General features: G+C 66.8%; 18 protein-coding genes, 1 tRNA gene and 1 pseudogene. 10 read left to right on the top strand and 10 right to left on the bottom strand.

Annotation, left to right across the window (positions count from 1 at the left end):
- The first annotated feature begins 110 nt into the window (after positions 1–110).
- Positions 111–593, top strand: coding sequence for a cupin domain-containing protein (locus tag GXW78_RS17535; protein WP_211870136.1), 483 nt, complete (start codon positions 111–113; stop codon positions 591–593).
- A gap of 426 nt (positions 594–1,019) precedes the next feature.
- Here GXW78_RS17535 and GXW78_RS17540 read toward each other — a convergent pair whose 3' ends face one another.
- The 3 genes from GXW78_RS17540 to GXW78_RS17550 all read right to left on the bottom strand — a co-directional run bounded on the left by GXW78_RS17540 (position 1,020) and on the right by GXW78_RS17550 (position 2,137).
- A complete protein-coding gene (locus GXW78_RS17540; protein ID WP_211870137.1) occupies positions 1,020–1,271 on the bottom strand; it encodes a hypothetical protein in 252 nt (83 codons plus the stop codon).
- Between the two features lie 353 nt (positions 1,272–1,624).
- Positions 1,625–1,700: transfer RNA gene (locus tag GXW78_RS17545), tRNA-Glu, on the bottom strand.
- Between the two features lie 86 nt (positions 1,701–1,786).
- On the bottom strand, positions 1,787–2,137 hold the full coding sequence (locus GXW78_RS17550) for a DUF6476 family protein (protein ID WP_246522327.1): 351 nt from the start codon (positions 2,135–2,137) through the stop codon (positions 1,787–1,789).
- Between GXW78_RS17550 and GXW78_RS17555 the strand changes: the two genes are divergently transcribed.
- The 3 genes from GXW78_RS17555 to GXW78_RS17565 all read left to right on the top strand — a co-directional run bounded on the left by GXW78_RS17555 (position 2,136) and on the right by GXW78_RS17565 (position 4,680).
- Positions 2,136–3,062 carry an RluA family pseudouridine synthase gene (locus GXW78_RS17555; RefSeq protein ID WP_211870138.1) on the top strand — a complete coding sequence of 309 codons (927 nt, stop codon included), beginning with the start codon at positions 2,136–2,138 and terminating at the stop codon, positions 3,060–3,062. The two genes, GXW78_RS17550 and GXW78_RS17555, sit on opposite strands and share 2 nt — an antisense overlap.
- Positions 3,063–3,288: 226 nt before the next feature.
- The gene (gene rpoH, locus GXW78_RS17560) at positions 3,289–4,173 is read left to right on the top strand and encodes an RNA polymerase sigma factor RpoH (RefSeq protein WP_211870139.1); all 885 of its coding nucleotides are present in this window, start codon (positions 3,289–3,291) and stop codon (positions 4,171–4,173) included.
- Positions 4,174–4,323: 150 nt separating this feature from the next.
- Positions 4,324–4,680: a hypothetical protein gene (locus GXW78_RS17565; RefSeq protein WP_211870140.1), complete on the top strand. Its 357-nt coding sequence runs from the start codon at positions 4,324–4,326 to the stop codon at positions 4,678–4,680.
- A 181-nt stretch (positions 4,681–4,861) separates the two neighbouring features.
- On the opposite strand, the gene GXW78_RS17570 is transcribed toward GXW78_RS17565, so the two are convergent.
- The 4 genes from GXW78_RS17570 to epmA form a co-directional block, all read right to left on the bottom strand.
- A complete protein-coding gene (locus GXW78_RS17570) occupies positions 4,862–5,893 on the bottom strand; it encodes an amino acid ABC transporter substrate-binding protein (protein WP_211870160.1) in 1,032 nt (343 codons plus the stop codon).
- Positions 5,894–6,015: 122 nt separating this feature from the next.
- Positions 6,016–7,725, bottom strand: coding sequence for a GMC family oxidoreductase (locus tag GXW78_RS17575; protein WP_211870141.1), 1,710 nt, complete (start codon positions 7,723–7,725; stop codon positions 6,016–6,018).
- A gap of 75 nt (positions 7,726–7,800) precedes the next feature.
- Positions 7,801–8,418 (bottom strand): hypothetical protein, encoded by a 618-nt coding sequence (locus GXW78_RS17580; RefSeq protein ID WP_211870142.1) that lies wholly within the window; start codon positions 8,416–8,418, stop codon positions 7,801–7,803.
- A 115-nt stretch (positions 8,419–8,533) separates the two neighbouring features.
- Positions 8,534–9,556: an EF-P lysine aminoacylase EpmA gene (gene epmA / locus GXW78_RS17585; RefSeq protein ID WP_211870143.1), complete on the bottom strand. Its 1,023-nt coding sequence runs from the start codon at positions 9,554–9,556 to the stop codon at positions 8,534–8,536.
- Between the two features lie 36 nt (positions 9,557–9,592).
- On the opposite strand from epmA, the gene GXW78_RS17590 reads away from it, so the two are divergent.
- The gene (locus GXW78_RS17590) at positions 9,593–10,603 is read left to right on the top strand and encodes a lysine-2,3-aminomutase-like protein (protein ID WP_211870144.1); all 1,011 of its coding nucleotides are present in this window, start codon (positions 9,593–9,595) and stop codon (positions 10,601–10,603) included.
- Here the strand turns inward: GXW78_RS17590 and GXW78_RS17595 are convergent, their stop codons facing one another.
- Positions 10,604–11,485 (bottom strand): DMT family transporter, encoded by an 882-nt coding sequence (locus GXW78_RS17595; RefSeq protein WP_211870145.1) that lies wholly within the window; start codon positions 11,483–11,485, stop codon positions 10,604–10,606.
- A gap of 323 nt (positions 11,486–11,808) precedes the next feature.
- Positions 11,809–13,164 carry a PIN domain-containing protein gene (locus GXW78_RS17600; protein ID WP_211870146.1) on the bottom strand — a complete coding sequence of 452 codons (1,356 nt, stop codon included), beginning with the start codon at positions 13,162–13,164 and terminating at the stop codon, positions 11,809–11,811.
- Positions 13,165–13,345: 181 nt separating this feature from the next.
- On the opposite strand from GXW78_RS17600, the gene efp reads away from it, so the two are divergent.
- On the top strand, positions 13,346–13,912 hold the full coding sequence (gene efp / locus GXW78_RS17605; RefSeq protein WP_211870147.1) for an elongation factor P: 567 nt from the start codon (positions 13,346–13,348) through the stop codon (positions 13,910–13,912).
- 106 nt (positions 13,913–14,018) lie between these two features.
- Here efp and GXW78_RS17610 read toward each other — a convergent pair whose 3' ends face one another.
- A complete protein-coding gene (locus GXW78_RS17610; RefSeq protein WP_211870148.1) occupies positions 14,019–14,474 on the bottom strand; it encodes a DUF6790 family protein in 456 nt (151 codons plus the stop codon).
- 179 nt (positions 14,475–14,653) lie between these two features.
- On the opposite strand from GXW78_RS17610, the gene GXW78_RS17615 reads away from it, so the two are divergent.
- From GXW78_RS17615 to GXW78_RS17630, 4 genes and pseudogenes are all read left to right on the top strand, one after another.
- On the top strand, positions 14,654–15,466 hold the full coding sequence (locus GXW78_RS17615; RefSeq protein ID WP_246522331.1) for an inositol monophosphatase family protein: 813 nt from the start codon (positions 14,654–14,656) through the stop codon (positions 15,464–15,466).
- Complete coding sequence (locus GXW78_RS17620; RefSeq protein ID WP_211870150.1) at positions 15,463–15,993, top strand: hypothetical protein; 531 nt, start codon at positions 15,463–15,465, stop codon at positions 15,991–15,993. The genes GXW78_RS17615 and GXW78_RS17620 overlap by 4 nt, the downstream gene beginning before the upstream one ends.
- Positions 15,990–17,129: a flagellar motor protein MotA gene (locus tag GXW78_RS17625; protein WP_211870151.1), complete on the top strand. Its 1,140-nt coding sequence runs from the start codon at positions 15,990–15,992 to the stop codon at positions 17,127–17,129. Before GXW78_RS17620 ends, GXW78_RS17625 begins: the two co-directional genes overlap by 4 nt.
- A 16-nt stretch (positions 17,130–17,145) precedes the next feature.
- Positions 17,146–18,046, top strand: a pseudogene (locus tag GXW78_RS17630) (peptidoglycan -binding protein); the annotation flags it as partial.

Below are 18,046 nucleotides of genomic sequence, written 5' to 3' on the forward strand. Positions count from 1 at the left end.
GGCAACCGTCCGACGCGTGTTCATGGGCTTTCCGCTTGCGCGGGTCGCATCGCCTGTGGCTGCCTTGCCGAACCTTGCAAATGCCAAGTCCAACCGAGCAGGAGGCTTGCATGAAAGCGATGGTATCTGCGGTTTCCCTCGCGGCAATCGGCTGCTTCATCGCGGGAACGGCGATGGCGCAGACCACGAACCACGCTCAGGCCGACCACCGCACCTTTACGCCCCAGGCCATCACCTGGTCGGCAGGTCCGCCTTCACTGCCACGCGGCGCGCAGGCTGCCCTGCTGTTCGGCGATCCCTCCAAGGAAGGGCCGTTCGTACTGCGGCTGCGGTTCCCGGACGGGTATCTGGTCCCGCCCCATCGGCACGGCGGGGCGGAGATACTGACCGTCATATCGGGGACCTTCGCACTCGGCGCCGGAGAGAACGCCTCCATGGGTGAAGTGACGCGGCTGACCGCCGGCAGCTTCACGGCGATGCCGGCGAACATGCCCCACTTCGCCCGCGCCGAGGGGGACACGGTCGTGCAGCTCAACAGTATCGGGCCCTGGACCATCACCTACGTCAATCCGGGCGACGATCCGCGGCGTTAGTGAACCGGGCGCCAAGGCGCACTTCATTCGCGCCGCGCGGTCGCCAGCGCGCGACGTTCGTTCGACGTGCGCGCCGGACCGTGGTGGAGACCTCCGCACGGCTGGGACGTGGTGTGCAGCAGGGCCTAGCGATTTCGGAACAGAAGCGCGAAGTGACTCGCATTGATGTAGCCGACCTCGCGCGCGGCCTTAGCCACGGACGTGCTCCGCTCCCTATGCGCGAACATGCAGCCGGATACAGGCCAGCCACTCATTGACAGTAGTGTACAAACTGCGGCCGCAAAGGGCTTATTCGGCGGAGACCGCTGCGCCGCCGCCTCGATGGCATCCATGGCGGTGCGGTGCCGTTCAAGGCGAGTGAGCTGCGGTGTGCTGACCCGCCGCGCCGTGCAACGCGGTGCATCGAAACCAGGCGAACCCCATGACTTACGCCGCCATTCCCGCACCGGCTTCTATTTCAGTCCAGTCCAGGCGGGGGGGTTTCTGCGAGCCGTTGAACACGCCCTGCAGCTCAAGCCATACCAGAAGGTAACGCTCGACCTGCGGCTGCCGCAATTGCTCCAGCCTCCGTTGAGGCCCCCCGCCGGGAAACGCCACCAAGGCGAATTTTTCGCCGTTTCCCACTTGGAATAAATTGTTATCGGATCCGACTCTAATAATTTCGATCGGCGCCGTCATGACACGCGATCCTTCTTTCATCAGCGCGAGAGCGTACGCTCCCCGATGAGAAGAAGGCAGAAAAACGGCGGACCAGCACTCAGCCGCTTCGTCTGCCACTGACTATCCCGACCCGCACCAATTGATATCGCAGCGCTTTCGCTCTTTTGCTTAAGCGTGCACGTTTCTGTGGCCAATAGGGGCGGACCGTGCGAGGGCTGGCGACAGCGCCCAAGGACCTTGTCCCGATGCGGTCCGCCGACCGGAAATGCGGGACGGGCGGAGAACCGGACGGCGGCCCGTGAGGAACACGCGGTCTTCCGCCAATATGTTGAAGAACCCGACCGATGATCCTGCCAACCAATTGAAAAGGTTGGCGTCCCCTAGGGGATTCGAACCCCTGTTACCGCCGTGAGAGGGCGGTGTCCTAGGCCTCTAGACGAAGGGGACCCGGCTGGAGGCGCGCTTCTAGCCCCCCCTCCCGGCGGGATCAAGCGGCCTTCTGCATCGGTGCGCATCTTTTCCCGCCCGGCGCCTCAATCACGCAACCGGATCTCTCCGATCCGCCGTGCTCCGCTCGGATCCAACAGGATCACCCGATCCCCATCCGGCTGCACCACCCAAACCGCCAGCGCCCGGTCCGTCGCCGCGATGCCGCCGATCCTTGCCCCCTCCGGCTGGGCCAGCGACAAGGACGTCGCCGCGGCGCCCGCCGGGCTGTTCCCGCCAAGACGCTGGACGAGCAGCACCGCCAGCGCCACGGTGCCCGCCACGATCAGCACCCCCATTCCGATCACCAGAGCCTTGAGCGCAGCCACACCAACCCCCTCGTCTGTCACCGAATCCAACGACGCCGAAGCCTTGGCGCCGGCGGAAGCCGCCGGCATGCGTGCCGACCGCTTCCTCGCGGATGCGATAGGTTCGCTCTCCCGCTCCCGCGTCAAGGCACTGATCGAGGCCGGGCACGGCTCACGCGACGGCGCGCCCATCAAGGATCCGGCCGAACCCGTGCGCGCCGGCGCCCGCTATCGCCTGCGCATCCCGCCGCCCGCGCCGGCGACGCCGCAGCCCCAGGCCATCCCGCTGACGATCCTGTTCGAGGATCGCGACCTCATCGTGATCGACAAGCCGGCCGGCCTGGTCGTCCACCCGGCTCCCGGCAACCCGGACGGCACACTGGTCAACGCCCTGCTGGCCCATGCTGGGGACGACCTGCCCGGCATCGGCGGGGAAAAGCGCCCAGGCATCGTGCACCGGCTCGACAAGGACACCTCCGGCGTCATGGTCGCGGCGAAGACCGAACGCGCCCACCACGCCCTGTCGGAGGCCTTCGCCGCTCGCGACCTCGACCGCGCCTACCTCGCCCTCGCCTGGGGCCTGCCCGACCCCGTGCAGGGCGAAGTCTCCGCCCCCATCGGCCGGCATCCGGTCGACCGCAAGCGCATGGCGGTCGTCGAGCGTGGGGGTAAGGCGGCGACCACTCGCTATGCCGTCAAGCGCGGCTGGGGCGCGGCGGCCGCACTCGTGGAATGCCGGCTGCTGACCGGGCGCACCCATCAGATACGCGTGCACATGGCCCATATCGGCTATCCGCTCGTCGGCGACCCCGTCTATCTCCGCCGCACGCCAGCCGCCGCCCGTCTGCTGCCGGAGGAAACCCGCGCCGCCCTGCTGGCGTTCCCACGTCAGGCACTGCACGCCGCCACCCTTGGCTTCAAACATCCGGCCAGCGGAAAGTCGTTGTCATTCGAAAGCCCGCTGCCAGACGACATGCGAAGACTGCTTACGTTGCTGGACGGTAACACCGGGTAACCCGACTATTGCAGTCGGTTTTTCTTGCGCTGCAACGCGGCAGCCGCTAGAAAAGCGCAAGTCGGATTCCCAGGGTGCCAGCAAGACCCCGTTCCGGCCCTTCCCGACGTGACCGGGTTGGGCAGCCCGGTAGGGCCCGAAGGAAGAGCGACCGAACCCAGGCTATCGACCGCCAGCGCGCCCCGCCGTCACGGGGGGACCGCTCGGTCCAGGAGGCAGATGACTCATGGCTTCCAGTATGGCTATCCCGATGGCGACCGAAGGGAACCTGTCCCGCTATCTGCAGGACATCCGCAAGTTCCCGATGCTCGCCCCCGAAGAAGAACTCTCCCTCGCGCGGAAGTGGAAGGAGAAGGGCGATGAGCGTGCCGCGCACAAGCTCGTCACCTCCCACCTGCGTCTCGTGGCCAAGATCGCGATGGGCTATCGCGGTTACGGCCTGCCTGTCGGGGAACTGATCTCCGAAGGCAATGTCGGCATGATGCAGGCGGTAAAGCGCTTCGATCCGGAGCGCGGCTTCCGCCTGGCCACATACGCGATGTGGTGGATCCGCGCGGCGATTCAAGAATACATCCTGCACTCCTGGTCGCTCGTGAAAATGGGCACCACGGCGGCGCAGAAGAAGCTGTTCTTCAACCTGCGGCGGCTGAAGGCGCAGATGTCCGCGCTCGAGGAAGGCGACCTGAAGGACGAGCAGGTGGCGAAGATCGCCCACACGCTCCAGGTGCCCGAGCAGGACGTCGTGTCCATGAACCGGCGCCTTGCCAGCCCCGACCACAGCCTGAACGCGCCCGTCCGCGCCGATAGCGAGGGCGAGTGGCAGGATTGGCTGGTGGACGACGGTGAGAGCCAGGAGGAGGAACTCGCCGAGCGGCAGGACATGACCAACCGCCGCGACCTCCTCAACGGCGCGCTGAAGACGCTGAACGAGCGGGAACGCCACATCCTGATCGAGCGGCGCCTCAAGGAGGAACCGACGACGCTCGAGGAACTCTCGCAGCAGTACAACATCAGCCGCGAGCGGGTCCGGCAGATCGAGGTCCGCGCCTTTGAGAAGCTGCAGAAGTCGATGAAGCAGCAGGTCGTGGAGCGGCGACTGACGGTCGGCTGACCGGCGAAGACTGACCGATCAAGGGGCGGCAGGGCAACCTGCCGCCCTTTTTCATGCGCCGGCTGTGAGAATGATCTCTCGTCGTTACGAACCGGATCGGCGAAGACTGGGCCGCGCCGGAAAAGGCGCGCGCAGCTGGAGACACGTCACATGCCACCCCTCGCCCGCCGGCTTGCGCTCGCGCTGCCGACGCTCGCCCTCGCCATGCCCGTCGCCGCCCAGGCGCCGGCCGTGCTGCTGTTCCGCGTCGTCTCCCAGCGGGACGAGATCATCATCGGACTGACCCCCGCCGAACTCGCCGCCATGGGATCCGGCCCGGAAGCGGAGCGCATCGCCCGCAAGCTCGCCACCGACGGGCAGGTCGGGGCCTGGCGCTACGTCGTTGGTCGCGCGACAGACGGGTCCACGCGCCACGGCGCGACGGGGCGGATCGCGATCATGCGGCAGGAAACCTATCGCATCGAGCCGTACAGCGCGGCTATCCCGGTCGCGCCGCCGCCAGGGTGACCGGAGAGGGGCTTTGCCCCTCTCCCGACCTCACCCCACCAAAGGCCGAAGGGCCTTTGGAAACCTCTATTTGGTGCTGGGCCAAGCGGGCTCTCGGTATCACGATGGTCCCGCCGCGCCGGAGCCCGGGATGGTTTCGGCGCAAAGATGGGAGAGGGACAGCGCCCTCCCCCATCGACTCTCACCGGATCGGCGGCGCGTAGTGCAGACCGCCGCGGCTCCACAGGTTGTTCACGCCGCGCGGAATGCCGATCGGCGTGATGTTGCGCTCATACATCTCGCCGTAATTGCCGACCTGGCGGATGATCCGCACCGCCCAGTCGTTGTCGAGCCCCATGGACCGGCCAAGGTCGCCGGTGCGCCCGACGAAGCGCTGAATGTCCGGGTTGTTCGTGGTGCGCGCCGTCTCCTCGACATTGCCGGTGTTCAGGTTCAGCTCCTCGGCCGCGATCTGCGCGAACAGTGCCCAGCGCACGATGTCAAAGAAGCGCCAGTCGCCCTTGCGCACCGCCGGGCCCAGCGGCTCCTTCGAGATGATTTCCGGCAGCAGCACGAAGTCGTTCGCATCCGTCGTGCGCGTGGCGCGGAAGGAGGCGAGCGAGGAGGCGTCATTGGTGTAGGCGTCGCAGCGGCCGGCGACGAAGGCCGCGCGGATTTCCTCCGCCTGCTCGATCACCACCGGGGTGAAGCGCATGTTGTTGGTGCGGAAGTAGTCGGTGAGGTTCAGCTCGGTCGTCGTGCCCGGCTGCACGCAGATGCTGGCACCGTCGAGCTGGCGGGCGGAAGTGATGTTCGAGCTGCGGCGGACCATGAAGCCCTGGCCGTCATAGAAGTTGATACCGGCGAAGGCGAGGCCGAGCTGCGTCTCGCGCGCCATCGACCAAGTCGTGTTGCGCACCAGGATGTCGATCTCGCCCGATTGCAGCATCGGGAAGCGCTGCACCGTCGTGTTCGGCACGAAGCGCACCTTGGTGGCGTCACCCAGGATGGCGGCGGCGACCGCGCGGCAGGTGTCGACATCAAGGCCGCGGAACTCGCCACGGCTGTCCGGCAGGGCGAAGCCCGGCGCGTTCACCGCGACACCGCAGATCAGGTGGCCGCGGGCGCGGATGGCGGCGACCGTATCGGGCGGCGCCGTCTGGGCCGCGGCCTGCCCGGCCACGGTTAGGACCGCAACCGCGGCCAGGCCCGCGAGGCGGGCGCGAATGCTCATCATCGACCTTGTCTCCCAGATTCCAGACATGAAGCCGCCGCGTTTCCGGCTGACCCGGGGTTAGCATGCCTGTGCGCAAGGCAACCCGCCAAGGCCCTCCCTGTGCACTGCACGCGGTCGGGTCAGCCTGCCTCGGTCAGGATCGCGTCGGCCATCTTCTCCGCCGTCATCAGCGTTGGGAAATTGGTGTTGGCGGAGGGGACCACGGGGAAGACCGAGGCATCGACGATCCGCAGCCCGGCCACGCCGCGCACGCGCCCCGCATGGTCCACCACCGCCATCGGGTCGCCATCCGCCCCCATGCGGCAGGAACAGGAGGCGTGCCAGACGCCGATCGTGCCCTTGCGGATGAACTCCTCCAGCGCCTCGTCATCCTCCATCACCTGTCGGAAGGTGAATCCCTCGACGACGAAGCGGTCGATGAAGGCGCGGCGCAGCGCGGCCGGCCCGTCGAGGAACTTCGCGATGATCGAGGTGATCAGCCGGTTCTTCGTATTCACCACGCCGATGCGCCGCACGCGGTCCGAGTAGAAGGCCGGGAATGGATCGGCAGTTACCGCCGCGAGCGGTGCCGACAGGTTCAGCGCGGCGGCCAGCTTGAACCCGATCATCAGCCGTTCGAGGTCGCGGCGGTCGGACAGCAGGTTGAACTCGACATCCGGATGGCTCCGCCAGTCGGTGTTCACCAACCGGACCTGCCCCCGCTGGGAATAGGTTTTGTTCACCCAGGTCAGCATCGAGCCCACCTGCTCGCCCACGGCATGCCACGCGGATTTGGAGGCGACGGACATGAACATGTCGCCTTCCGGCGCGCCCTCGATGCCCGAGGAGAAGCGGAGCCCCACCATCATGTGCCGGCGCAGCTTCGTCCGGTTCAGCCGCGCCTCCGGCTTCACGAAGCAGGACAGCGAGATGGCCGGGTGGTCCATCAGCCCCTGCCCCACCCCGGGCCGGTCGGCCCGCACCTCGATGCCGAGTTCCTTGAGATGCGCGGCGGGGCCGATGCCCGCGCGCATCAGATGCGCGGGCGAATGGATCGCGCCGGTGCAGAGGATGACCTCGCGCCCCTGGAATTCCTGTTCCTGCCCCTTCACCAGGGCACGCACGCCGGTGCAGCGCGTGCCGTCGAAGACCAGCCCCATCACCTGCGTCTCGGTCGAGATCGTCAGGTTCGGCCGCTTGCGCGTCTCCGCATCCAGGTAGCCGATCGCCGCCGAGACGCGCGACGTCTCGGTCACGTTCACCGTCAACGGGAAGTAGCCGTCCTCGAAGCGACCGTTCTGGTCGTCGAGCTTCTTGAAGCCGTGCTGGCGGAATGCCTCGGCGGCCGCGCGCGAATGTTCGGACCACTGCTCGACGGGCACGCGGCGAACGGGAATGCGCCCTTCCCGTCCGTGCCACTCATTGTCGAAGTCGATGTCGCGCTCGACCTTCCTGAAGTACGGCAGCACGGCGTCCCAGTTCCACCCGGCGGCACCGCGCTGTTCCCACTCGTTGTAGTCGTGCGGCGCGCCGCGATTGGCCATCTGCCCGTTGATAGACGACCCGCCGCCCAGCACCCGCGCCTGCTCGTACTTCCGCAGTGGCGGCCGGTCGGCTTGTGGGTTGTTGTGAGAGACGACCTGGGTGCGGACCTTCAGCTCGGTCCAGTGGAAGCGTGGATCGAAATACGCCTGGCCGGGATAGGTATCGAGGATCGTCGCCGGTTCCTGGCCCGGTGGGGTGTCGGGTCCCGCCTCGCACAGCAGGACCTTGTTGGCCCCGGGGGTGGACAGGCGATGCGCCAGGACCGAGCCGGCGGAGCCACCGCCGACGATGATGTAGTCGTACAACCGCGTTTCCCCCGATTGATCTGGTCTGCCGCAGCAGACCATTGCCGGGGCCGGCGGGGAAGAGGACGGCGCGCCTCAGCTGCAGCTGGAGAGCGACGCCGTCGCGAAGCCGCGGATCTCGCTCGTCACGCTCAGCGCCAGCTCGGCATTGCCCAGGGTAATCGCGTGCCGCTGCGGCAGGCCGGTCAGCGTCACCGGGTCCTGCCCGACGACCGAGATCACTACCGTCGCCGCGCGGGTCAGGTCATCCGTCTGGTTAGGGGCGCTGACCACAACCCGGATCAGGCCTTCCAGCAGCTCGATGCCGGCATTGTCCGGCAGGCGGGGGCCATAGGCGACGGCGAAGCGGCGGGATGTCGCGCGGCCCTCGCAGCGCTGCACCGGGCCGGCGTCGCGCATGAGCTGGGCCACGCGGTCGCGTGGCACCCCCGCGGCGATGCGGGCCTGCGCCAGGGAGAAGAGCGCGGCCGCATCGCCGGTGGGCACGTCGCGTTCGTAGCGTCGCTGCAGGCCGGTGTTGTCCTCCCGCGATTGCCGCAGCTCGCCTTCGAGCTGGGTGTTGCGGGCATAGGTGGCGCGGGATTCGCTCGACAGGGTATCGAGCCGGCGTTCGAGCGCGGTGACCTCCGACCGGGCGAGGTCGAGGCCGCCCTGGTACGACCAGAAGCCCAGGCCCACGAAAATGGCGAGCATGAGTGCCCACTTCGCGAGGCGCAGGACGATCTGTCCCGTGCGACGCCGGCGTTCCCGGCTGCGTCTTGATCCGATCGACATGCGCCGCCTTTAGACGCGAGGCGGCCGCGCGGGGTCAAGTGACGGGAAGCCACATCACGTCCTCGATTCGCGGGGCGCCGGCCGCCAGCATCGTTAGGCGGTCGAAGCCGAGGGCGATGCCGGCCGTGGGCGGCAATCCGTGGCCGAGGGCTGCAATGAAATCGTCGTCCACATCCCAGCCATGCGCGCCGGTGAGGCGTCGGCGCTCGGCGTTCGCTTCCTCGAAGCGGGTGCGCTGCTCGGTGGGGTCGGTCAGTTCGTCGAAGGCATTGGCGAGTTCCAGGCCGGCGGCGAACAGCTCGAAGCGCAGCGCGGCGCGAGGGTCGGCCGGGTCGCGGCGGGCGAGCGCGGCCTGGGGGGCGGGCCAATGCGTCAGGAAGGTTGCGCGGTCGCGGCCGATCGCCGGTTCCACGCATTCCAGCAGCAGGCGGAAGAACAGGTCCTCCCAGGTCTCGTCGGGGCGCGGCGGCAGGCCGGCGGTGGTGGCCGCGGCATGCAGACGGGCGGTGTCGCCTTCCGTCGCCAGCAGGTCCAGGCCGTTGCAGTAGCGGGCGAAGGCCGCCTGCATCGTCAGCCGCTCGAAGGGCGGCGTCAGGTCGGTGCGGATGCCGGCGTGTTCCACCACGGGCGGGCAGACGGCGCGGATATAGGCCTCGGTCTCGTCCATCAGGCCCTCGAAGGACAGGCCGGGGCGGTACCATTCCAGCATGGTGAATTCGGGGGCGTGGCGGGCCGAGACCTCCCCGTTGCGCCAGACGCGGGCGAGTTCGAAGACCGGGCCGGCACCGCCAGCAAGCAGCTTCTTGATCGCCAGTTCCGGCGAGGTGCGCAGCCACAGCGGCCGCCCCTCCCCTGCCCCCAGATGCGGATCGAAGCGGGTTTCGAAGGCGCGGATGTGGACCTCGGCCCCGGGCGCCGGGACCAGGCAGGGGGTTTCGACCTCCCGATAGCCGCGGCCCGTGAAGAAGGCGCGCGTCGCCACCGTGAGGGCCGCGCGGCGGTCGAGGAAGGGCAGGCGCGCGGCGAGGCGCTCGGGGTGCCAGGGCGGGTTCGGCATTGTATGCGGTGCGGCCTTCCGGTAGCAGCCGCGACCATGCCGGACGGTGACGCCACACGCCAGGGACGGGCCCTGCGCAGCCCTCGCGCGCTGCGCAGTCTTCGGACCCCGCGCGCCTTGCGCGACGCCGGGCTGCTGCGCGCACAGGACGAGGCAGGCGCCGAAGCCGTGGCGGAACGCTTCGCGATTTCCGTGACGCCGCAGGTCGCCGGGCTGATCGACCCGGCCGACCCGGCGGACCCGATCGCGCGGCAATACATTCCCGACCCGGCGGAACTGCTGACCGCGCCGCACGAGGTCGAGGACCCGACGGCGGATGCGCCGTTCTCACCCGTGAAGGGCGTGGTGCATCGGTACCCCGACCGGGCACTGCTGAAGCCGCTGCTCGCCTGCCCGGTGTATTGCCGCTTCTGCTTCCGGCGTGAGGTGGTGGGGCCGGATGGCGGCGTGCTGAGCGAGGCGGAGCTGGACGCGGCGCTCGATTGGTTCGCCCGCACGCCGGCGGTGCGCGAAGCGGTGCTGACCGGGGGCGACCCGCTGATGCTGAGCGCGCGGCGGCTGGGCGCGATGCTGCGGCGGCTGGCGGAGATGCCGCATATCGAGACGTTGCGCATCCACAGCCGCGTGCCGGTGGCTGACCCCGGCCGTGTGGACGCCGCGCTGGCGGCGGCGCTCGATGTCGGCAAGCCCGTCTTCATCGCGGTGCACGCCAACCATGCGCGGGAATTCGCGCCGGAAGCCGTCTCGGCCTGTGACCGGCTGGCGCGGGCGGGCGTGCCGCTGCTCGGGCAATCCGTGCTGCTGCGCGGGGTGAACGACAGCGCGCAGGCGCTGGAAGACCTGTTCCGCGCGATGCTCCGCGCGCGGGTGAAGCCGTATTACCTACACGCGCTGGACCCCGCGCCGGGGACCAGCCGGTTCGCGGTGCCGGATGCGGAGGGGATGGCGCTGCTGCGGTCCCTCCGCGGGCGCGTTCCCGGCCATGCCATCCCGACCTTCGTGCGGGAATTGCCGGATGGCGGGGGGAAGCGGCCGGTCGGAGCGTGACTACGGCCGCTTCCGGGTTTGCGACCAGCCGATGAACAGGCCGGAACCGATGATGATCGCAGCCCCCAGCCACATGGCGGCGTCCGGCACCTCGGCGAACATCAGGTAGCCGACCGTCACCGAGCTGATGAGCTGGAAGTACTGGAAGGGCGAGATGATGTTCGCCGGCCCGTAGCCGAAGGCATAGGCCACGCAGTAGTGGCCCAGCGCGCCGAGGATGCCGAGTGCGCAGAACAGCCCGATGTCCAGCCAGTTGTCCGGCGTGGTCCAGACGAAGGGCATCACCAGCAGCATGCCGAAGGCACCCACCACGCTGCTGTAGAGCGCCGAGGTCTCGGGGCTTTCCGTCGTCGCCACCTGGCGGGTGAGGATCTGGTAGACGGCGTAGCTCGTCGCGCTGAGCACCACCAGCAGCGACGCCCAGTGGAACACCGACGACCCCGGGCGGATGACCAGCAGCACGCCGCCGAAGCCGCAGAGCAGCGCGATGACACGCGCCTTCGTGGTCCGTTCCCCCAGCATCGGGCCGGCCAGCAGGGCGACGATCAGCGGCGCCGTCAGGCTGATCGAGGCCGCCTTCGCCAGCGGGATGAAGGTGATGGCGAAGAAATGGCTGAGGTTCGAGGTGAACAGCAGCGTCGACCGGCCAAGCTGCGTGAATGGTCGCCGGGTCCGCAGCACCGCGAGGCCATGGCGCGGCAGGAAGGCCGCGAGCAGGAAGATGATGTGGCCGAAGGCGCGCGCCCAGGAGACCTGGAGGGAGGAATAGCTCTGCCCCAGCAGCTTCGCGCAGCCGCCCATGGCAGCGAAGAGCACACCCGCGACGCACATGAAGAGGATGCCCAGCAGGATGCGCTGGGGAGGAAAGGCTGGTGAGGTCACGCGGTTTCCCGGTCGGCTCGGGACAGGGTGCGATGGTGGGGGTGGGGTGTCTACCGGGTGGGCGCGGTGAAGGTCGGGGGCGCCGCCCCCGAACCCCCGCCGGGGTAACCGTGTTACCCCGGACCCCGCCGTGAGCTGGCGCCCCTGCATCGGCGGTCAGCGCAGGCGCCAATGGCGGGGGGGGCCGCCGGCGTCGAGCGGGAGCTTACCGAGGCGAGTGAAAGTGCCGGATGAGTGCGTGCCGCGAAGAAAAAGCCCCAGCAGTTGGGTCAACCATCAAGTGACTCGAGCGATCTACGATGCGTGAAAAAAGTAGCATTCTATTAGAATGGCTCATCGTCATTGTCTCTAGTATTCTCATAATCTATCTCAATATTAAAAAGTTTTGCTTTATTTTGTAAATGCGCGATTTCAAATTCAATATTCTCCATCTCTGAAGAATACCGCCTCACATTATCTCGGATTATTTTCCTTCTCGCTAAAGCTTCGGCAGGAATTCTACTCTCCCGGAGTGCTGGCCGGAGTCGTTCCATCTCCGCCATTTCTTCATCCATGCGATCTTTTATCAATTTTCGTTGCATTGTTAAAGATTGAAATTCTCGTCGAATCCGGGAATGAGACTCCGAATATCCACTCCTTCTTTCAATAGCAGTTAAGGCAAGATCCTCATTCTTGGGATTATCGACGACGCCAAATTGTGCGAGATACTGGCGAATATTTCTTGTATGTAACTTTGACTCTGATTCTTGTTCAGCAGACGCTAGCGCCGCGTCTCGCTCTACGTCCTTGACTGTCGCCGCCTTCACCGACGCATTGAGACGACTGGCAGCGTGCTCCAAAAATTGTTGCAGCCGATAAAAATGAACCATTTGCCCAGATTCTCGCAAGAATTCTCTACGCAAGCTGGGCAGTGGGCCGACGGTTTGCCCTTCTCGTCGCAGCCACCAATCGGATTTGGTGTCTTCAGTGACAATGATAGCCGGACGGCTTAGTAATTTTGCGTTGTGAATTACATTCTTCCATATGATTAAGTCACCATATATTTCGCGATCGGACATTTTTTTCTTTGTTTTTTCTTCAAAATCCGCATGACCAGGCCCCTCGTTTTTTGAGTATCTCGATTTTCCTTCCTCAATAATAGAAGATAATTCAGTTTCCGTGAGCTCATCACCCACTCTTCCAGAAAAAATTTCCGCTATTCTATCGTGTAATTTTGCATAGTGCCCCGCCGTAGGGGCGCCGAGGTACTCTTTATCTATTTCTTTGGTTTTATCAGATATATATCCGATAAGTTTCTTTACTTTATCTTCTAAATTTATAGACGGATGAAATCCGTAATCTGCGCCATCGTCCAATAATTTTTCAACGTCCCTAACACATGAAGAAAGTGACGCTTTGAGAGACAAATAAATTTTCTCCGATTCCTTGATTTTTTCTATTCTGTTTTTATTATATTCCCAGGCAATTTGGTCAGGAATCCACAGTCTCTCTTGAATTTTCTCCCACAAAGACAGGATATCGTTTACTGTATTGTGTTTATATCTATACATTCTCAATATAACATTAGTATCAAATATTATATTTGATCTGGACCAAAGTGCAGACAACTCTTCTTCGGTCAGCGGAAAATACTCTGGATATTTCTCTTTCATATTTCCTCCTATATATTTCTTGTCCAAGTTATACGTTTAGGGGGTGCCAAACATTGCGCCCGTCTGATGCAGCACATGAACTTTATATTGGGAGATTCCTTAAGCCTATAGCCTTGCCCGAATGGCGAACCCACTCTAAAGCGCCAGAACGTCGCCTTAGGCGGCCCGTGCATCCCTAAGACTGCAACACGGCTAGGACACCGCCCCCATGGCAAAAATGCAAGCCAACCAGATGCGTGCCGGCATGGTCATCGAGTTCGAAGGGGCTCGCTACACCATCCTCAAGCAGAACATCATGATCCCGGGGAAGGGTGCTGCGGTCATCCAGGTGGAGATGCGCAACGTCAAGACCGGCGCCAAGAAGGACCAGCGCTGGCGCACCGCGGACACGGTCGAGCGGCTGATGACCGAGGACAAGGAGTTCACCTTCTCCTACACCGAGGGTGAGAACCTGGTGCTGATGGATCCGGAATCCTTCGAGCAGACCATGGTGAAGCAGGACATCCTCGGCGACCGCCTGCCCTTCCTGCAGGAGAACATGACGGTCAATGTCCGCCTGATCGAGGGCGAGCCGGTCTCGATGGACCTGCCCGAGACGGTGACGCTCGAGGTCGTGGAGGCCGATCCGGTGGTGAAGGGCCAGACCGCGTCGTCCAGCTACAAGCCGGCGATGATGTCGAACGGCGTGAAGGTGATGGTGCCGCCCTTCATCACGGCGGGCGAGAAGATCGTCGTAAAGACTGCCGACGCGACCTACTACGAACGCGCGAAGTAAGGCGCCTTCGGCGCGTCCCCCTCCCCCGCGCCACGTCCTCGCGGGGTCCGGGGACCGCGCCCGGTCCCCGGCGGGGGTTCCAAGGGGGCGGCGCCCCCTTGGTCCGTCAGTCCACCGCAATCGCCACCAGCGCCACCACCAGCACCCCCGCCACTGCGAGGTCCGTCACCATCGCGAGCCGCCTTTTGGCGTTGCGAGACTTCGCCATGACATGCGCGGCCCCGGCCAGCCCGTAGAACACCGCCCCGCCGACCGCGGCCGGCACGACCCAGGACGGGAAGGCGATGCTCGCGATGCCGAGCGTGCCGAGGGCGATGTTGCCGAAGCCGAGTTCGCGCACCAGCGGCCGGGCGCGGGGGTCGGTGACGGCGAAGATCGTCTCGCTGGTGAAGCGGGGGCGGATCACCTGGCTAAGCCCGGCGGTGAACAGCCGCACGCCGACGGCCCAGAAGGCGAACCAGCGGCCGATCGCCTCGCCCATCGGGGCGCCGCTGGCCCAGGCGGCCAGGGTGCAGGCCAGGGGCAGGATCATCGTCAGCAGGGCGACGATTGCGGTGTGCATGCGGTGCGGTGGTCCCGGGCCGTTTTTGTGGGGGCGGGAGAGTAGCGGCGGGCGTCGGGTGGGCAAGCCGCCCTCGCCTCGCGGCGCCGGTTCCGCTACGTCGGCGGCTCAGCCGCTCTTTTTCCATCGTGCAGGGTTATTCCGTCATGGCTCCCGTCTCGTCGCGTCTTTCTCCGGCCATGCAGGTCGTCACCTCGGCCGTCCGCAAGGCGGGGCGCCGCCTGCTGCGGGATTTCGGGGAGGTGGAGCAGCTCCAGGTCAGCATGAAGGGGCCGATGGATTTCGTCTCGACCGCGGATATGCGCGCGGAGCAGACGCTGAAGGAGGAACTGTCGAAGGCGCGGCCGGGCTTCGCGTTCCTGATGGAGGAATCGGGCGCGTCGGGGGATGCGGATTGGGAGTGGCGCTGGGTGGTCGACCCGCTGGATGGGACGACGAACTTCCTGCACGGCATTCCGCATTGGGCGATCTCGGTGGGCATCGAGAAGCGCACCGGGACCGATACGTCCGAGCTCGTGGCCGGCGTGGTCTACAACCCGCCGTCGGATGAGCTGTTCTGGGCGGAGAAGGGCGTGGGGGCGTTCCTGAACGATCGGCGGCTGCGGGTGTCGGGGCGGAAGGACATGCGGGAGGCGGTGTTCGCGACGGGGATCCCGTTCGGCGCGGTGCCGCGGAAGGTGGAGTTCAGCGCGATCCTGCATCGGGTGATGCCGCAGGTGGCCGGGGTGCGGCGGTTCGGGGCGGCGGCGCTCGACCTTGCCTGGGTGGCGGCGGGACGCTTCGACGGGTTCTGGGAACTGGGCCTGAAGAAGTGGGACATTGCGGCGGGGCTGGTGCTGGTGAAGGAAGCCGGCGGGGCGGTGAGCGACCCGGATGGCGGGGATCCCTACGCCACCGGCAATGTCGTGGTCGGAAACCAGACCATGCAGCCGAGGCTGAAGGAGATCGTGGTGGAAGGCATCGCCGCGGTGAAGGCGCGTCCGGCCGGATGAGGCGGCGCGCGCTTCTGATCGGGTTGCTGCTGGTGGGCCTCGGCGCGCGGGCGCAGGAGGCGCCGGAGGCGTTGCTGCCGGAGCCCGCGCCCGCGCCGCCTGCGCCGGCGGCGTTGGCGCCGACCGGGGCGCCGATCGTGCCGCAGCCCGCCCCGCCGCAGCCCACGCTGCCGGCCGGGATGGAGACGATGGCCGATGGCGTGGTGCGGATCGCGCTGCGCGGGGAGGCGATCGACCCGCCGCTCGCCGAGGCGCTGCGGCAGATGGGGGGGCGGCTGGCCGCCCTGCCCGCCGGGCGCGTGACGGTCGAGGCCCAGGTGGCCGGGCCGGCGAATGACGTTTCCATGGCCCGGCGGGCGTCGCTGGCGCGGGCGCAGGCGGTGAAGGCCGCGCTGATGGTCGGCGGGCTGGACGCGACTCGCATTGATCTGCGCCCGTTGGGGCGGCTGCCGGCCGGGGTCGATGCGGTGGATATTCTGCCGCCCGGCGTGGCAAGCCCGAATACGGAGGCGCGGAGCGGCCAATGACGCAGCCGGTGGTCTATCTGTGGCGGATGCTGGGGTTCCTCGCCTTCGTGGGGATCGTGACCTTCGCCGTCTGGGGGCAGCTGCGCCATGCCTTCGAGGCGAACCCGGTCCTGAACGCGGTGATCGTCGCGGTGCTGCTGTTCGGCATCGGGTGGAACCTGCGGCAGGTGGTTTCGCTGAAGCGGGAAGTGACTTGGCTCGAGGGATATCGGTCCATCCGCGGGGCGGAGGAGCGGGTGCAGCCGCGGCTGCTGGCGCCGATGGCGTCGATGCTGTCGGCGCGGCGGTCGGAACGGGTGTCGATGTCGGCGATCGCGATGCGGTCGCTGCTGGATGGCATCGTCTCGCGGCTGGATGAGACGCGCGAGCTGTCGCGCTACATGACCGGGCTGCTGATCTTCCTGGGCCTGCTGGGCACGTTCTGGGGGCTGCTGCTGACGATCGGGTCGGTGGCGGATGTGATCGGCAACATGTCGGTCGGTTCGGGGGACCTGAACCAGCTGTTCAACCAGTTGAAGGCGGGGCTCGCGCGGCCGCTGGAGGGGATGGGGACGGCGTTCTCGACCTCCATGCTCGGCCTCGCCGGGGCGCTCGTGCTGGGGTTCATGGACCTCACGGCCGGACAGGCGCAGACGCGGTTCACGAATGAGCTGGAAGAATGGCTCGCCGGGCTGACGCGCCTGTCGACCGGCGTGCTGGGGCAGGAAGGGGATGGCAACATCCCCGCCTATGTGAACGCGCTGCTGGAACAGACGGCAGAGAACCTCGAAGGGCTGCAGACCATCCTGCAGCGGGGGGAGGAAGGCCGCGCGGCGACGTCCGGTGCGATCATGACCATGACCGAGCGGCTGACCGTGCTGACCGAGCAGATGCGCGCCAACAACCAGGTGATGGTGCGCGTGGCGGAAGGGCAGTCCACCATCGCGGCCGCGCTGGCGAAGCTGGCGGACGGGCAGGATCGCGGCGCGATCGACGAGGGGACGCGGAGCAACATCCGCAACCTGGAGATCTACATGGCGCGGTTGATCGAGGAGGTGGCGCAGGGCCGCACCCAGGCGACCGCCGAGATCAGGAACGAGATCAAGATCCTGACGCGCACCATCGCGGCGATCGCCGAGGACCAGCCGCGGTCATGAGCGGGCGGGGCTAGCCATGGCCGGCTCCTCCAACCGCCGCCGCGGCGGCGGGCTCGACGCGTGGCCCGGATACGTGGATGCGCTGGCCACGCTGCTGATGGTCATCATCTTCGTGCTGCTGGTTTTCGTGCTGGCGCAGGGGTTCCTGTCGGTCGCGCTGTCCTCGCGCGACCGGGCGCTGGACCGGCTCAACCGGCAGGTCGCGGAACTGGCGGAACTGCTGGCGCTGGAACGGGGCCAGGCAGAGGAGCTGCGGAGCGGGCTGTCGCGGGCGACAGGCGAGCTGGCGACGGCCGCGGCGGCGCGTGACGATGCGCTGCGGCTGCTGGGGTCCCTGCGGGAGGAGCGCGACCGGCTCGCCGGGGAGCGCGACACGGCGCGCAGCGAGCAGGAACGGTTGGCGGCGCGGCTGAACGATCTCGGCCTTGGCGCGCGCGGCACGGAGGAGAGGGTCGCCACGCTGGAACGACAGTTGGCCGAGGCGGTGGCGCGGGCTGAAAGCGTCGGTGGCGATGCGGCGCGCACCACGCGCAACCTGACGGAGGCGCGCCGCACCCTGACGCAGACGGAACAGCAGCGCGCCGCGCTGGAACAGCAGGCGGCGCAGACGGCGGAACAGCTCGCCGCCGCGCGACGCGACCTGGAGACGCTGCGCGCGGAGGCGGCAGCCCTGAACCAGCAGGTGCGCGTCGATCGAGAGACCATCGAGGCGCGGCTTGCCGATCTCGCACGGCTGAACCAGCAGGTGCAGGCGCTTTCCGCGCTGCGCGACGAGTTGGAGCGCCAGGCGCAGGCGGCGCTCGCCCGCGCCGGGGAGGAGGAACGCAACCGCCGCGCCGCAGAGCAGGACGCGTCGCGCAGCGCCGCCGAGGCGGCCGAGGCGCAGCGGCGGCGGGCAGCGGCGGAAGGGCTCGCCG

It is taken from the genome of Neoroseomonas terrae (assembly GCF_018129025.1).
Classification (GTDB): Bacteria; Pseudomonadota; Alphaproteobacteria; order Acetobacterales; family Acetobacteraceae; genus Neoroseomonas; species Neoroseomonas terrae.

Coding starts and splice junctions, on each gene's coding strand:
- GXW78_RS17535 (WP_211870136.1), top strand. CDS start 111: ATGAAAGCGATGGTATCTGCGGTTTCCCTCGCGGCAATCGGCTGCTTC.
- GXW78_RS17540 (WP_211870137.1), bottom strand. CDS start 1,271: ATGACGGCGCCGATCGAAATTATTAGAGTCGGATCCGATAACAATTTA.
- GXW78_RS17555 (WP_211870138.1), top strand. CDS start 2,136: ATGCGTGCCGACCGCTTCCTCGCGGATGCGATAGGTTCGCTCTCCCGC.
- GXW78_RS17550 (WP_246522327.1), bottom strand. CDS start 2,137: ATGCCGGCGGCTTCCGCCGGCGCCAAGGCTTCGGCGTCGTTGGATTCG.
- rpoH (WP_211870139.1), top strand. CDS start 3,289: ATGGCTTCCAGTATGGCTATCCCGATGGCGACCGAAGGGAACCTGTCC.
- GXW78_RS17565 (WP_211870140.1), top strand. CDS start 4,324: ATGCCACCCCTCGCCCGCCGGCTTGCGCTCGCGCTGCCGACGCTCGCC.
- GXW78_RS17570 (WP_211870160.1), bottom strand. CDS start 5,893: ATGAGCATTCGCGCCCGCCTCGCGGGCCTGGCCGCGGTTGCGGTCCTA.
- GXW78_RS17580 (WP_211870142.1), bottom strand. CDS start 8,418: ATGCTCGCCATTTTCGTGGGCCTGGGCTTCTGGTCGTACCAGGGCGGC.
- epmA (WP_211870143.1), bottom strand. CDS start 9,556: ATGCCGAACCCGCCCTGGCACCCCGAGCGCCTCGCCGCGCGCCTGCCC.
- GXW78_RS17590 (WP_211870144.1), top strand. CDS start 9,593: ATGCCGGACGGTGACGCCACACGCCAGGGACGGGCCCTGCGCAGCCCT.
- efp (WP_211870147.1), top strand. CDS start 13,346: ATGGCAAAAATGCAAGCCAACCAGATGCGTGCCGGCATGGTCATCGAG.
- GXW78_RS17610 (WP_211870148.1), bottom strand. CDS start 14,474: ATGCACACCGCAATCGTCGCCCTGCTGACGATGATCCTGCCCCTGGCC.
- GXW78_RS17615 (WP_246522331.1), top strand. CDS start 14,654: ATGCAGGTCGTCACCTCGGCCGTCCGCAAGGCGGGGCGCCGCCTGCTG.
- GXW78_RS17620 (WP_211870150.1), top strand. CDS start 15,463: ATGAGGCGGCGCGCGCTTCTGATCGGGTTGCTGCTGGTGGGCCTCGGC.
- GXW78_RS17625 (WP_211870151.1), top strand. CDS start 15,990: ATGACGCAGCCGGTGGTCTATCTGTGGCGGATGCTGGGGTTCCTCGCC.